This window comes from Streptomyces bicolor, from assembly GCF_000719285.1.
Lineage (GTDB): Bacteria > Actinomycetota > Actinomycetes > Streptomycetales > Streptomycetaceae > Streptomyces > Streptomyces bicolor.
On the sequence record NZ_JOFS01000001.1, the window covers coordinates 60,392 to 74,225 of the forward strand.

Annotated in this window: 13 protein-coding genes; 8 read left to right on the plus strand and 5 right to left on the minus strand. The window is 70.4% G+C overall.

Features of this window, described 5'->3' with window-relative positions:
• The first annotated feature begins 31 nt into the window (after positions 1-31).
• Positions 32-862: an NAD(P)H-binding protein gene (locus IF78_RS0100250; protein WP_031475928.1), complete on the plus strand. Its 831-nt coding sequence runs from the start codon at positions 32-34 to the stop codon at positions 860-862.
• A gap of 82 nt (positions 863-944) precedes the next feature.
• Here the strand turns inward: IF78_RS0100250 and IF78_RS0100255 are convergent, their stop codons facing one another.
• From IF78_RS0100255 to IF78_RS0100270, 4 genes are all read right to left on the minus strand, one after another.
• On the minus strand, positions 945-1,619 hold the full coding sequence (locus tag IF78_RS0100255) for a GntR family transcriptional regulator (protein WP_031475926.1): 675 nt from the start codon (positions 1,617-1,619) through the stop codon (positions 945-947).
• Between the two features lie 172 nt (positions 1,620-1,791).
• On the minus strand, positions 1,792-2,730 hold the full coding sequence (locus IF78_RS0100260) for a beta-ketoacyl-ACP synthase III (RefSeq protein ID WP_031475924.1): 939 nt from the start codon (positions 2,728-2,730) through the stop codon (positions 1,792-1,794).
• Between the two features lie 149 nt (positions 2,731-2,879).
• Positions 2,880-3,014 carry an MFS transporter small subunit gene (locus IF78_RS50335; protein WP_267882928.1) on the minus strand — a complete coding sequence of 45 codons (135 nt, stop codon included), beginning with the start codon at positions 3,012-3,014 and terminating at the stop codon, positions 2,880-2,882.
• Positions 2,995-4,335: an OFA family MFS transporter gene (locus tag IF78_RS0100270; protein ID WP_031475922.1), complete on the minus strand. Its 1,341-nt coding sequence runs from the start codon at positions 4,333-4,335 to the stop codon at positions 2,995-2,997. The genes IF78_RS50335 and IF78_RS0100270 overlap by 20 nt, the downstream gene beginning before the upstream one ends.
• A 261-nt stretch (positions 4,336-4,596) precedes the next feature.
• Here IF78_RS0100270 and IF78_RS0100275 point away from each other — a divergent pair, with 261 nt between their 5' ends.
• Genes IF78_RS0100275 through fdhD form a run of 5 tightly spaced genes read left to right on the plus strand, consistent with a single transcriptional unit; the run spans position 4,597 to position 11,042 of the window.
• Positions 4,597-5,568: a 2-dehydropantoate 2-reductase gene (locus tag IF78_RS0100275; protein WP_031475920.1), complete on the plus strand. Its 972-nt coding sequence runs from the start codon at positions 4,597-4,599 to the stop codon at positions 5,566-5,568.
• Positions 5,565-7,484 (plus strand): molybdopterin oxidoreductase family protein, encoded by a 1,920-nt coding sequence (locus IF78_RS0100280; RefSeq protein WP_031475918.1) that lies wholly within the window; start codon positions 5,565-5,567, stop codon positions 7,482-7,484. Before IF78_RS0100275 ends, IF78_RS0100280 begins: the two co-directional genes overlap by 4 nt.
• A 5-nt stretch (positions 7,485-7,489) precedes the next feature.
• Positions 7,490-9,322: an NAD(P)H-dependent oxidoreductase subunit E gene (locus IF78_RS0100285; protein WP_031475916.1), complete on the plus strand. Its 1,833-nt coding sequence runs from the start codon at positions 7,490-7,492 to the stop codon at positions 9,320-9,322.
• The gene (locus tag IF78_RS0100290; RefSeq protein WP_031475914.1) at positions 9,319-10,179 is read left to right on the plus strand and encodes a 2Fe-2S iron-sulfur cluster-binding protein; all 861 of its coding nucleotides are present in this window, start codon (positions 9,319-9,321) and stop codon (positions 10,177-10,179) included. The genes IF78_RS0100285 and IF78_RS0100290 overlap by 4 nt, the downstream gene beginning before the upstream one ends.
• 8 nt (positions 10,180-10,187) lie before the next feature.
• On the plus strand, positions 10,188-11,042 hold the full coding sequence (gene fdhD / locus IF78_RS0100295; protein WP_031475912.1) for a formate dehydrogenase accessory sulfurtransferase FdhD: 855 nt from the start codon (positions 10,188-10,190) through the stop codon (positions 11,040-11,042).
• 176 nt (positions 11,043-11,218) lie between these two features.
• On the opposite strand, the gene IF78_RS43190 is transcribed toward fdhD, so the two are convergent.
• Positions 11,219-11,584: a cysteine hydrolase family protein gene (locus tag IF78_RS43190; protein WP_425314585.1), complete on the minus strand. Its 366-nt coding sequence runs from the start codon at positions 11,582-11,584 to the stop codon at positions 11,219-11,221.
• 68 nt (positions 11,585-11,652) lie between these two features.
• Between IF78_RS43190 and IF78_RS45535 the strand changes: the two genes are divergently transcribed.
• Together IF78_RS45535 and IF78_RS0100310 are read left to right on the plus strand one after the other, a co-directional pair.
• Positions 11,653-11,820, plus strand: coding sequence for a zinc-binding dehydrogenase (locus IF78_RS45535; RefSeq protein ID WP_078662256.1), 168 nt, complete (start codon positions 11,653-11,655; stop codon positions 11,818-11,820).
• Positions 11,821-11,952: 132 nt separating this feature from the next.
• A complete protein-coding gene (locus tag IF78_RS0100310) occupies positions 11,953-13,833 on the plus strand; it encodes a sialidase family protein (RefSeq protein WP_031475910.1) in 1,881 nt (626 codons plus the stop codon).
• Position 13,834: the final 1 nt, after the last annotated feature.

Genomic DNA, 13,834 nt, shown 5'->3' on the forward strand with positions numbered 1-13,834 from the left:
CCGGGGCCCGCAACGGGGAGAGGGGGAACGGATGTTCCTGGTGACGGGTGCCACGGGGAATGTGGGGGCCGAGCTGGTGCGGGCTCTGGCGGAGGCGGGGCAGCCCACGCTGGCGATGAGCCGCTCCGGCCGGACGGACGGGCTGCCGCCGGAGGTGACGGCCGTCGCGGGCGACCTGAACCGGCCCGAGACGGTGCGGGAGGCGCTCGACGGCGTACGGGCCATGTTCCTCATGCCCGGTTACGGCGGCCAGCGGCAGATCCTGGCGGACGCGCGCAGGGCCGGAGTCGAGCGGGTCGTGATGCTGTCCGGGAAGTCGGCCGGGACCGGCGACACGGGCAACGCGGTCGCCGGTTACCTGATCGACGCCGAGACCGCCGTACGCGAGTCGGGCCTGCCGTGGACCTTCCTGCGTCCGACGAGCTTCATGTCCAACGCGCTGCAACTGGCGGACCAGATCCGCAAGGGCGACGCGGTGCGAGTACCGTTCCCGGACGTCCGCACGGCGGACATCGACCCGTACGACATCGCGCGGGCCGCCCTACGCGCCCTGCTGTCGGACGATTACACAGGCCAGGCTCTCGAACTGACCGGGCCCGAGGCGCTGTTGCCGGCCGACCGAGTCCGCGTGCTCGGCGAGGTGCTGGGCCGGGACCTGCGCGCAGTGGGGCTCGCCAACGAGGAAGCGCGCGCCGAGCTGGAGGCCCGCATGCCGAAGCCGTACGTCGACGCCTTCTTCGCCTTCTTCGTCGACGGCACGCTGGACGAGTCGGTGGTCCTGCCCACGGTGCGTGAGGTCACGGGCCGGGAGCCTCGGACGTTCGAGCAGTGGGCACGGAGGCATGCGGACGCGTTCCAGTGACGGCCGTGAGGCCACGACCTGGTGCCGTTCCTCGCAGCCGGCCTGATCCGCCGGACAGGCCCTGGCCCCCTGGCCTTGGGCGTCACTTCCCCCGGGCGTGGTACGACCGCCGCGTGTGCTCCGTGTGTTCCCGCATCAGCTCCGTGGCGCGCTGTTCGTCCCGGTCGGTGATCGCGGCGATCATGCCCCGGTGCTCGATCCAGGACTGCTGCCCGCGCTGGCGCGCGACCGGCGTGTAGTACCAGCGGACACGCCGGTCGACCTGGGCCGCCAGCTCGGCGAGAACCGCGTTTCCCGCGAGTTCCATGATCTTCGCGTGGAAGCGGGCGTTGAGGGCGACGGCCGCGTCCACGTCGTCGGCGGCGACGGCCTTCTCGCCCTGTGCGCACAGTTGTTCCAGGGCCTTGATGCCGGCGCTGTCGGCGTGGGCCGCTGCGAGCCGGGCGGCCTCGGCCTCCAGAAGGGTGCGGACGGTGAGGAGCTGGTCGGCCTCCTCCTCCGTCGGCTCGTGCACGAACGCGCCCTGCGCGGGCCGCAGATCGACCCAGCCCTCGGTGTTCAGGCGTTGCAGCGCCTCGCGCACCGGCTGCCGTGACACGCCGAGGTGGCCCGCCAGTTCGCTCTCGACCAGGTGCTGGCCGGGCTGGAGGGCGCGGGTGGTGATGAGTTCGAGCAGCGCCTCGTAGACGCGGTCGCGCAGCGGTCCGGGCCGTTCGAGCTTGGGCACCGCACCCTGCGGCAGTCCTGTCGACAACATCGGTCCCCTCCTGGGCGAACACCGGGCGACTGCGTCCCGTAGCCGGCCGTCACGGAAAGCCAGTATCAATTGTCTTTCGTCTACAGTCTACGGCGCACAAAGGCCAGGGGACCGGGGAGTTGGCCACGTCACACCGAGGCGTCGAGCCACGGAACACAGGCGCCGGGGACCGTCAGGGGCAGCGGACGACCTGCCCGGCGTACGACAGGTTCCCGCCGAAACCGAACAGCAGCACCGGGTCGCCGCCGGAGATCCTGCCCTGCTCCACGAGCTTGGAGAACGCCAGCGGAATGCTCGCCGCCGACGTGTTCCCGGACTCGGCTACATCGCGCGCGACCACGGCGTTGACCGCGCCGAGCTTCTCGGCGAGAGGCTCGATGATGCGCAGGTTGGCCTGGTGCAGCACGACCCCGGCCAGGTCCTCGGGCGCGAGGCCCGCCCGCTCGCAGGCCCTGCGGGCGATGGCCGGCAACTGCGTCGTCGCCCAGCGGTAGACGCTCTGCCCCTCCTGCGCGAACCGCGCGGGCTGCCCCTCGATGCGCACCGCGTGCCCCATCTCGGGCACCGAACCCCACAGCACCGGCCCGACACCGGCCTCCTCGGACGCCTCCACGACGGCCGCGCCTGCCCCGTCACCGACCAGCACACAGGTCGTGCGGTCACCCCAGTCGGTCACGTCGGACATCTTGTCGGCGCCGATCACCAGCGCCCGGGCCGCGGCGCCCGCGCGCACGGCGTGGTCGGCGGTGGCGAGGGCGTGGGTGAAGCCCGCGCAGACGACGTTGAGGTCCATCGCGGCGGGCGAGGGGATACCGAGGCGGGCCGCGACGCGGGCGGCCATGTTCGGGGAACGGTCGATGGCGGTGGAGGTGGCGACGAGCACCAGGTCGACGTCGCCGGGGGCGAGACCGGCCGCCGCGAGCGCCTTGGCGGCGGCGTGGGCGGCCAGTTCGTCGACGGGCTCGTCGGGGCCGGCGATGTGACGCGTGCGGATGCCCACCCGGCTCCTGATCCACTCGTCACTGGTGTCGACCATGCCCGCCAGGTCCTCGTTGGTGAGCACCTTGGCGGGCTGATAGTGGCCGACTGCGGCGATGCGCGAGCCGTTCATCGTTGGTGATCCCCTCGAACCTCGGGTAACGGGATTCACCAGTCTGATCAGTGACTCACCGGTACGACGGCACGTGATGCCACAGGAATCGGGCGCCCGTATTGTCGGCTTCCCTCAGACCGTCGGACGCCCGAACAACTCCCGAACACCTAGCCGGTGAACAGCTGCGTCGCCTTTTGTACGAGTTCGTAGACCCCGTACGCGAGCGGCACCCCCACCCACACCCAGGCGAAGGCGATCAGCCCTCGCCGGTCGGGCGGACCGCTACTGCTGTCGCTGGACATCGGCGACCTCCTTCTCCTTCTGCTCGTTCGACGCCGGGGCGGGAACGTGATGGCGGGGGTCGACGGGCCGGACGAGTTCGTTGGCGACGAAGCCGACGGCGAGCAGCCCGATCATGATGAACATGGACAGGGTGTACAGGGACGAGCCGTCCTTGCCCGCCTCCTCCTGCCGGTCGGCGATCCAGTTCACGATCAGCGGCCCGAGGACACCGGCCGTGGACCAGGCGGTGAGCAGGCGACCGTGGATGGCGCCCACCTGGTAGGTGCCGAAGAGGTCCTTCAGATAGGCGGGGATGGTCGCGAAACCGCCGCCGTAGAAGGACAGGATCACCAGCGCGCACAGGATGAACAGCGGCTTCGAGGAGTCGCCGGCCAGTGCGATCAGGCCGTACATCAGCGCGCCCACGCCCAGGTAGACGCGGTAGATGTTCTTCCGCCCGATCAGGTCGGAGGTCGACGACCAGCCGATGCGGCCCGCCATGTTGGCGGCGGAGAGCAGGGCGACGAAGCCCGCGGCGGCCGACACCGACACGGGGGTGGAGGTGTTCGCGAAGAAGTCCGTGATCATCGGCGCGGCCTTCTCCAGGATGCCGATGCCCGCGGTCACGTTCATGCAGAGCACGACCCACAGACACCAGAACTGCGGCGTGCGCACGGCGCCTCGGGCGGACACCTGCGGTCCGTCGAAGGCACCGGGCCCGTCGCCGACCGGCTTCTCGGTGCGCGGCACCCGGACCAGCAGCACGCCGAGCAGCATGAAGACGGCGTACGACAGTCCGTGCACCAGGAACGCCAGCGCGATCCCGGAGCTGTCGCTGCCGAACGACTCCAGCATCTGCGCCGACCAGGGCGAGGCGATGAGCGCGCCGCCGCCGAAGCCCATGATGGCGATGCCGGTGGCCATGCCCGGCCGGTCGGGGAACCACTTGATCAGTGTGGAGACCGGTGAGATGTAGCCGATGCCGAGGCCGATGCCGCCGACGAAGCCGTAGCCGAGGACGATCAGCCAGTACTGCTCGGTGGCCGCGCCGAGGGCGGACAGCAGGAAGCCGGACGAGAAGCAGATGAGGGCGACGGTCATCGCCCAGCGCGGACCGTTGCGCTCCACCAGCGTGCCGCCGAACGCGGCCGACAGACCGAGCATGACGATGCCGAGCTGGAACGGCAGCGCGCTCTGTGTGCCGCTGAGGCCGAGCGCGGATTCGAGCGGGGGCTTGAACACGCTCCAGGCGTAGGCCTGGCCGATGGACAGGTGGACCGAGAGAGCGGCGGGTGGAACCAGCCAGCGGCTCCAGCCCGGGGGTGCGACAGGGGGACTCATGATCCCGAACGGTAAGGAGGAGCCGGGCAGTTGAGAAGGCGGCGCGTCGACCGTATGCGATGAACGGTATGCCGGGCGCGACGAACGGTCGAACGCCGTGCGCGACCCCTTGCTGACCCTCTCTCCATACTGTAGACAATATTTCGTCGACAGGATTCGGCCCCTCCTCGACCAGTCCGACTCGGCGGGTCCGACTCGGCGGGTCCGACAACTTCCCAGCCACCTCCGCGGTACTCCCTCGACCGAACGGAGCGTTCCGAAGTGAAAGTTGCAGTCCTCGGCGCCGGTGCCATCGGCGCCTACGTCGGAGCCGCGCTCCATCGCGCCGGCGCCGACGTGCACCTGATCGCCCGTGGACCGCATCTCGCGGCCATGAGGCAGCACGGGGTGCGGGTACTCAGTCCGCGCGGCGACTTCACCGCCCGCGCCCACGCCACCGACGACCCGGCCGAGGTCGGCCCGGTCGACTACGTCTTCCTGGGCCTGAAGGCCAACTCGTACGCGGCGTGCGGGCCGCTCATCGAGCCCCTTCTGCACGACACCACGGCGGTCGTGGCCGCCCAGAACGGCATCCCCTGGTGGTACTTCCACCGGCACGGCGGCCCCCACGACGGCCACCGCGTCGAGAGCGTGGACCCGGGGGGCGCGGTCAGTGCGGTGCTCGCGCCCGAACGGGCCGTCGGCTGTGTCGTCTACGCCGCCACCGAGCTCGAAGGCCCCGGTGTGGTACGGCACTTGGAAGGCACCCGGTTCTCCATCGGCGAGCCCGACCGCAGCGTGTCCAGGCGCTGTACGGACCTCAGCGAGGCCATGATCGCCGGCGGGCTGAAGTGCCCGGTCGAAACCGACCTGCGCAACGACATCTGGCTCAAGCTGCTCGGCAACATCTCCTTCAACCCGATCAGCGCGCTGGCCCGCGCCACCATGCGGCAGATGTGCCTGCACGGCGGCACCCGCAAGGTCATCGAGATCATGATGACCGAGACGCTGGCGGTCGCCGAGGCCCTCGGCTGCCAGGTCGGCGTCTCCATCGAGCGCCGGCTCGCGGGTGCCGAGCGGGTCGGCGACCACCGCACCTCCACGCTCCAGGACCTGGAGCGCGGCAAACCGCTCGAACTCGACGTACTCCTCGCCGCGGTCGTCGAGTTGGCGGAGATCACCGGCGTGGAGGTGCCCACCCTGCGCACCGTGCACGCCATCTCGGACCTGCTCGCGCTGAGGAGCGCCGCATGAGGAAACGCCAGCCGAAGACGTACACCCGGCTCACGCATCCGCTGATCAGGGACTCGCGCGACGAGCCCTTCCGGCAGGCGAGCTGGGAGGAGGCCCTGGACCGGGCTGCCCGTGGCCTGGCGCGCAACCGCGGCGCCTTCGGGATGTTCTCCTGCGCCCGCGCCACCAACGAGATGAACTACGTGGCGCAGAAGTTCGCGCGCGTCGTGATGGGCACGAACAACGTCGACTCCTGCAACCGGACGTGCCACGCGCCGAGCGTCGCCGGACTGTCGGCGGCCTTCGGGTCGGGCGGCGGCACCTCCTCCTACGAGGAGATCGAGCACACCGACGTCATCGTGATGTGGGGCTCCAACGCCCGATTCGCGCATCCGATCTTCTTCCAGCACGTGCTGAAGGGGATCCGGAACGGCGCCCGTATGTACGCCGTCGACCCGCGCCGTACCTCCACCGCCGAATGGGCGGAGAGCTGGATGGGGCTGAACGTCGGCACCGACATCCCGATGGCGCACGCGATCGGCCGCGAGATCATCCACGCGGGCCTCACCAACGAGGCGTTCATCGAGCGGGCGACCAGCGGCTTCGAGGAGTACAAGGCGCTGGTCGAACCATGGACGCTGTCCCTCGCCGAGAAGGTGACGGGTGTCCCGGCCGCCGCCATAAGGGAGTTGGCGCACGCCTACGCCCGTGCCGAGCGCGCCCAACTGTGCTGGACCCTGGGCATCACCGAGCACCACAACGGCACCGACAACGTCCGCGCGCTGATCAACCTGTCGCTGCTGACCGGGCACGTGGGGCGCTACGGCTCCGGTCTGCAGCCCCTGCGCGGCCAGAACAACGTGCAGGGCGGCGGCGACATGGGCGCGATCCCCAACCGCCTGCCCGGGTTCCAGGACATCCTCGACCCGGACACCCGGATGAAGTTCGAGTCGGCCTGGAACACCGTCATCCAGCCCCACTACGGCCTCAACCTCACCCAGATGTTCGAGGCGATGGAGGAGGGCGAGCTCAAGGCCGTCTACTGCATCGGTGAGAACCCGGCGCAGTCGGAGGCGGACAGCGAGCAGGCCGTACGGCGTATGCGGCAGCTGGACTTCCTCGTCGTCCAGGACATCTTCCTGACGAAGACGGCCGAGCTGGCCCACGTCGTCCTCCCCGCAACCGCCGGGTGGGCCGAGACCGACGGGACGACCACCAACAGTGAACGGCGAGTTCAACGGGTACGGCGGGCCGTCACTCCGCCCGGCGAGGCGCGCGAGGACATCGACATCATCTGCGAGCTGGCCGCGCGGCTCGGCCACGAGTGGAAGTACGCCGATGCCCAGGCCGTCTGGAACGAGCTCCGGTCGGTCTCGCCGGACCACTACGGGATGACGTACGAACGCCTGGAGCAGTACCAGGGCATCCAGTGGCCGTGTCCGAGCACGGAGCAACTCGAACCGACGTACCTCCACGGCCGTTTGTGGGAGGCGGACCCGGCCAGGCGCGGTCTGCCGGCGCCGTTCGGGATCGTCCAGCACGATCCGCCGGTCGACCTCACCGACGAGGAGTACCCGATCCGGCTCACCACCGGTCGGCGGCTCGACTCGTACAACACCGGTGTGCAGAGCGGGAGTTTCGCCTCGCCGCTGCGGCGCGGCGAGTACGTCGAGCTGTGCCCGGAGGACGCAGAGCGCTACGGGGTCGTGGTCGGCGAGGAGGTCCGGGTGACCTCGCGGCGCGGTTCGGTCGTCGCGCCGGTGTGGGTCGATCCCGCGCTGCGGCCGGGGCTCGCCTTCATGACCATGCACTTCCCCGACGAGGTGGACACCAACCAGCTGACGATCGAGGCGAACTGCCCGATCGCGGGGACGGCGGAGTTCAAGGCGTCGGCGATCCGGATCGAGAAGCTCCCCGTCGCGACCATCGTGAGGTGACGTAAGTGGACCTGCACTTCGGCGACAGCAAACCGACGGACGACGAACGGGCGGCCGTGGACGCACTGCTGGGCCCTCCGGAGTCCTCGTGGGAGGGCGCCGCCCGCGATGAGATGCGGGCCGCCGACCTTAGGTGGGCGCGTGGCGGACGCGCGGCCCGGGACCGCCGCGACCTGCTGTTGCCGGGGCTGCACGCCATCAACGACCGGATCGGCTGGATCAGCGAGGGCGCTCTCGACTACCTGTGCCGGCGGCTGACGGTGCCGCCTGCGGAGGCGTACGGCGTCGCCACCTTCTACGCCATGTTCTCGGTCAAGCCCCGGCCGGCCACCGTGCTCCACGTGTGCACGGACCTCGCGTGCGCTACGGCCGGGGCGAGCGAGTTGTGCGCCGGGATCGAGGCGCGGCTCGGACTGGGGAGCGGGGTGAGCGTGGAGCGCAGTCCGTGTCTGGGGCTGTGCGAACGGGCTCCGGCGGCGCTCGCGATCAAGGCCGGGGATCCGGTGCGTACGGCGGTCTCGGCGCCGGCGACCGTGCACGGCGCGGTCCTCGCCGCGAGCGCTCCGGACGCGGCGCCGCAGGAGCCGCCGGCGGCGATGGCGGTGCCTCAGGCCGGAGATCCCTCATTGACCCTGCTCCGGCGTGTCGGAGTCGTCGACCCCGCGTCGCTCGACGACTACCGCGCCCACGGCGGCTACACCGCACTGCGCCGGGCCTTCGAGCTCGGTCCCGCCGGCGTCATCCGCGAGGTCACCGACTCCGGCCTGGTCGGGCGTGGCGGCGCCGCCTTCCCCACCGGCCGTAAATGGCAGGCCACGGCGTCGCAGCCCGACCATCCGCACTACCTCGTGTGCAACGCCGACGAATCGGAGCCGGGCACCTTCAAGGACCGCGTGATCATGGAGGGCGACCCGTACGCGCTGGTCGAGGCGATGACGATCGCGGCGTACGCGACCGGCGCCCACAAGGGCTACCTCTATCTCCGCGGTGAGTACCCGCGCGCGCTGCGGCGCCTGGAACACGCCATCGCACAGGCACGCGCGCGTGGGCTGCTCGGGGACGACGTACTCGGGCAGGGATACGCCTTCGACATCGAGATCAGGCGAGGGGCGGGGGCGTACATCTGCGGTGAGGAGACGGCGCTCTTCAACTCCATCGAGGGGTATCGCGGCGAGCCGCGCTCGAAGCCGCCGTTCCCGGTGGAGAAGGGCCTGTTCGGCAAGCCGACCGTCGAGAACAACGTGGAGACGCTGGTCAACGTGCTGCCAGTCCTGACCATGGGCGCACCGGCGTACGCGGCGATCGGCACGGCGAAGTCCACCGGTCCGAAGCTGTTCTGTGTGTCCGGGAGTGTGGCACGGCCCGGGATCTACGAGCTGCCGTTCGGCGCGACGCTCGGTGAGCTGCTCGAGCTGGCCGGGGTGCGGGAGAGGCTGCGGGCGGTGCTGCTGGGCGGCGCGGCGGGCGGCTTCGTACGACCGGAGGAGACGGACATCCCGCTCACCTTCGAGGGCACGCGGGAGGCGGGCACGACGCTCGGGTCGGGTGTGGTCATGGCCTTCGACGACACCGTCCCGCTGCCCCGGCTGCTGCTGCGCATCGCCGAGTTCTTCCGCGACGAGTCGTGCGGGCAGTGTGTGCCCTGCCGGGTCGGGACCGTACGGCAGGAGGAGGCGCTGCACCGGATCGTGGACCGCACGGGTGCGGCCGCCGCCGATGACATCGCCCTGCTCAGGGAGGTCGGCCGCGCGATGCGGGACGCCTCGATCTGCGGTCTGGGACAGACCGCGTGGAACGCTGTGGAATCCGCCATTGACCGTCTGGGGGCGTACGAATGACCGCGATACCACTGGGTGTGCCGCGCCGGCTGGTGGAGTTCACGATCGACGGGCAGGAGGCCAGGGTGCCCGAGGGCTCGACGATCCTGGACGCCTGCCGGGCGGCCGGGAAGGACGTACCGACCCTGTGCGAGGGCGACACGCTCAGGCCGAAGAACGCCTGCCGCGTGTGCGTCGTGGAGGTCGAGGGATCCAGGACCCTGGTCCCGGCCTGCTCACGGAAGGCCGAGCCCGGCATGGAGGTCCGAACCGGCACCGAACGGGCCCGGCACAGCCGCAAGATCGTCCTCGAGCTGCTCGCCTCGTCGGTGGATCTGTCCACCACTGCGCAGGTCGCCGGCTGGATCAAGGAATACAAGGCGAAACCGGACCGCTTCGGCCCGGACGCGGCCCGGCTGGGCGAGGAGCCGAAGGTCGACAACGAGCTGTATGTGCGGGACTACGACAAGTGCATCCTCTGCTACAAGTGCGTGGACGCGTGCGGCGACCAGTGGCAGAACACCTTCGCGATCTCCGTGGCCGGGCGGGGGTTCGACGCCCGGATCGCGGTGGAGCATGACGCCCCGCTGACCGATTCGGCGTGCGTGTACTGCGGGAACTGCATCGAGGTGTGTCCGACGGGGGCCCTGTCGTTCAAGTCCGAGTTCGACATGCGGGCGGCGGGTACGTGGGACGAGACCAAGCAGACCGAGACGACGACCGTGTGCGCGTACTGCGGAGTGGGCTGCAACCTCACGCTCCACGTGCAGGACAATGAGATTGTCAAGGTCACCTCGCCGCACGACAACCCGGTGACCCACGGCAACCTCTGCATCAAGGGCCGCTTCGGCTACCAGCACGTACAGAACCGGGACTGAGACACGACATGGGACGAGTCACGGAACGACGCAAGGTGATCCGCATCCGGGACGGCGCGGTCTCCACCCGGCCCGACACGCTCGTCGCCGAGGAACCGCTGGAGATCCGGCTCAACGGCAAGCCGCTGGCGATCACCATGCGTACACCGGGGGACGACTTCGCGCTGGCCGCCGGGTTCCTGGTGAGCGAGGGGGTGCTCGGGGAGCAGAGCGATCTGCAGAACATCGTGTACTGCGCGGGCGCCACGGCGGACGGCTCGAACACCTACAACGTGGTGGACGTGAGGACGACGGCCGGCGTGGTGATCCCGGACATCACACTCGAACGCAACGTGTACACGACGTCGTCGTGCGGGCTGTGCGGCAAAGCGTCGCTGGACGCCGTTCGTACGACGGCCCGCTGGCCCATCGACGACGGTGAGGGCACCCCGGTCCGGCTCCACCCCGACCTGCTCGCGAGCCTCCCCGACCGGCTGCGCGCGGCCCAGCGGGTCTTCGACCGGACCGGGGGTCTGCACGCGGCGGCCCTCTTCACCGAGGACGGCGAGCTGCTGGACATACGGGAGGACGTGGGCCGGCACAACGCGGTCGACAAGCTGGTCGGCCGCGCCCTGCAGCAGGGCAACCTGCCACTGTCACGGACGATCCTGCTGGTGTCGGGGCGGGCCAGCTTCGAACTCGCCCAGAAGGCCGTGATGGCGGGGATCCCGGTGCTCGCGGCGGTCTCGGCGCCCTCCTCACTGGCGGTGGATCTGGCCGCGGAGACGGGGCTGACGCTGGTGGGCTTCCTGCGGGGCAGCTCCATGAACGTGTACGCGGGCGAACACCGGCTGGCCCTGCGGACCGCGGCCGCCCAGGCCTGACAGGCTCCCCGCGACACGGCGGCGGGGCCCCGATCGGCGGGGAGCGCCCCCTGCGCCGTTTCAGGGGCCCCGCTGTTGCTCCTGGCCCTGTGAGGCTGGTTTTCAGCTGGCGTGCCGAATGTTTGGCTCGGTCGCCTTCGGGGCGCCACATGTCGGTGTCGAGAGGCCGATCGTGCTCAGCCCTTCGGGCCTCCGCGCGTTCGGCCTCTCGACACCGACGCGCCCCTACGGCTCTCTCGCGGCCGGTGTCGTCGGACCAGTGCGGTTGGTGGGCACTTGCCCGGCGTCGGTGTGGGCTGGTTGGTGGCGATGCCGCCGAACACCAGGGTGGTGACGCCTCGTTCGCGGAGGCGGTCGTCCAGGCCGGTGCCCTGGAAGCCGCCGATCGTGCGCTTCACGATCTCGATGTCGCCGTCCTTCAGCAGCCCTGCCGCCAGTCCGCTGCCGGGCGGCTGCTCGGGCACGCCGGGGCGCTCGACCCAGATCAGGACGACGGTCGCTCCCGCCGAGCGGAAGGAGTCGGCCAACTCCTCGCAGGTCACCAGAACTTCCGTTCCCTTGCGGGGCTCCAGGGGCGGTGCGGGCGGGGTCCAGCGCGAGTGGTGCGGTCATGACGGAACGTTATCCGTCGTCAGCGCTGAGTACCGGAAATCCGGATCAACAGAGGGGGGCCGTGAAGCCCGCCGTGCACGGCGAGTTCGCGCTGGAGGAGGCGGCCGAAGCGCATGCGGCCGTCGAGGCGCGGGGCAACCGAGGGAAAGTGGTACTCCATCCGTGACGTGACACGTGCACGGTTCTTGTGATGTGTGCGATGGCCCAACTAACGTCTGTGATGCGCACTTTGGACGTGGGATGTCCGAATGTTCAGATGCCTGGACGCATGACCAGACGATGAAGGGCGGGCCGCACCATGCCGTCAAGAGTTCGCGCACGTCTCAGAGCTGCCCTTGTCGCGGCCGTCGCCACCACGGCGACGGCCGCGACATCAGTTCCGGCACAGTCCCAACCCACCAGCCGGACACCCCTGTTCGAGCAGCAGGTCCTCTTCAGGGCCGATCAGGACCCCGGCTACGCCTGCTTCCGCATCCCGGCCATCGTGAAGAGCACTGACGGCACGCTGCTGGCGTTCGCCGAGGGGCGGGTGCTCAACTGCGGTGACGCCGCCGACATCGACATCGTGCTCAAGCGGTCGACGGACGGCGGCCGCACCTGGGGCCCGCTCCAGGTCGTCAACGACGGCGGCGGCGACACGCACGGCAACCCGGCGCCGATCGTGGACCGCCGCACCGGCCGCATCCTGCTGGCGGAGACGTACAACACGGGCCGTACGGACGCGGGCAATTGCTCGGTGCCGTGTGACCGCACCCCTCATCTCCAGTACAGCGACGACGACGGCCGGACCTGGTCCGCGCCGCGCGATCTGAGCGACCAGATACTGCCGGCGGACTGGAACTCCTGGTACGCGACCGGCCCCGTGCACGGCATCCAGCTCACCAAGGGCAAGCACGCGGGGCGTCTCGTCTTCGGCGTCAACACCGAGACGTGGAACGGCAGTCGGGTCACCGCCAACCACGCCGCCCTCATCGTCAGCGACGACGGCGGCGACACCTGGCGGGCCGGCGCCACCGACTCCTGGCCCATCGCCGCCGAGGACGGCACCTTCCGGCAGAAGCCGTCCGAGGTGACCCTCACCGAGCGCACGGACGGCACGATCCTCATCAGCGGCCGGGAACAGGACGGCTCCGATCTCGGCCACCGCTCCCAGACGTTCAGCCGCGACGGCGGCGACAGCTTCACCGGGCCCTTCCGCGGCCTCCCGGACCTGTACACGCCGCAGGTCCAGGGCGCCACGCTGCGTATGGGCAACCGCATGCTGCTGTCCGCCCCCGCCGACCCCGACCGGCGGCGGACCATGATGGTGCGGTCCTCCTACGACGGCGGCGCCACCTGGGAGAGCGTGGACCGCGGCAAGGTCGTCACCGCGGACTGGTCGGGCTACTCGGACATGGTGGGCATCGACGCGTCCACGGTGGGCCTGATGTACGAGGGCGGCGCCGTCGACGCGCGCGACGAGATCCGCTTCGCCCGGTTCGACCAGGACTGGCTCGGCCCGCGGCGCGCCCCCGACCCCACCACCGCCGACCTCGTCCCGGGCGCTCCCCGCGCGACCGTGCTCGGCGGCGCGCGCACGACGAGCGGCGTGTTCGGCAACGCCCTGGAGTTCGACGGCCGGGACGACGCGGTGCGGTTGCCGTATCGCTCCCGACTTCCGCTCGGCACGGGGGACTTCACGGCTTCGCTGTTCTTCCGGTACTCGGCCACCAGCGGCGAGCAGCCCTTCCTCTGGATGGGCGGGATCGGCACCACCCAGCCCCAGGTATGGATGCGTGGGGAGCCCGACAACGACCGGGTGCGCGCCCTGATCACCACACGGGAAGGGTTCCGGACCGTGCGCACCGCGTCCGTGTGGTTCAACGGCGCCCGCAACGACGGACAGTGGCACCATCTCGCGCTGCGGCGGGGCGGCAGGAAGTTGACGCTGTTCCTCGACGGTACGGCGATCAGCACCGCGGACGTGGCCGGCTCGGTCAGCCGTAACTCGCCGTTCGGCGTGCACGTCGGCCAGCGCATGGACAGCCGGGCCTTCCTCACCGGTGCGATCGACGACGTCCATGTGTGGAACCGGGCACTGGGCGACGCCGAGATCCAGGCCGCGGCGTCGGCCACCACGCGTAGGACCGCGCCGAAGAGCGACAGCGTCCTGTGGCTGCCCATGGACCAGGTGCGCTGAG

Bases quoted from the DNA above. Each gene is read 5' to 3' on its own strand.
- IF78_RS0100250 (WP_031475928.1), top strand. From the start codon at position 32: ATGTTCCTGGTGACGGGTGCCACGGGGAATGTGGGGGCCGAGCTGGTG.
- IF78_RS0100255 (WP_031475926.1), bottom strand. From the start codon at position 1,619: ATGTTGTCGACAGGACTGCCGCAGGGTGCGGTGCCCAAGCTCGAACGG.
- IF78_RS0100260 (WP_031475924.1), bottom strand. From the start codon at position 2,730: ATGAACGGCTCGCGCATCGCCGCAGTCGGCCACTATCAGCCCGCCAAG.
- IF78_RS50335 (WP_267882928.1), bottom strand. From the start codon at position 3,014: ATGTCCAGCGACAGCAGTAGCGGTCCGCCCGACCGGCGAGGGCTGATC.
- IF78_RS0100270 (WP_031475922.1), bottom strand. From the start codon at position 4,335: ATGAGTCCCCCTGTCGCACCCCCGGGCTGGAGCCGCTGGCTGGTTCCA.
- IF78_RS0100280 (WP_031475918.1), top strand. From the start codon at position 5,565: ATGAGGAAACGCCAGCCGAAGACGTACACCCGGCTCACGCATCCGCTG.
- IF78_RS0100290 (WP_031475914.1), top strand. From the start codon at position 9,319: ATGACCGCGATACCACTGGGTGTGCCGCGCCGGCTGGTGGAGTTCACG.
- fdhD (WP_031475912.1), top strand. From the start codon at position 10,188: ATGGGACGAGTCACGGAACGACGCAAGGTGATCCGCATCCGGGACGGC.
- IF78_RS45535 (WP_078662256.1), top strand. From the start codon at position 11,653: ATGACGGAACGTTATCCGTCGTCAGCGCTGAGTACCGGAAATCCGGAT.
- IF78_RS0100310 (WP_031475910.1), top strand. From the start codon at position 11,953: ATGCCGTCAAGAGTTCGCGCACGTCTCAGAGCTGCCCTTGTCGCGGCC.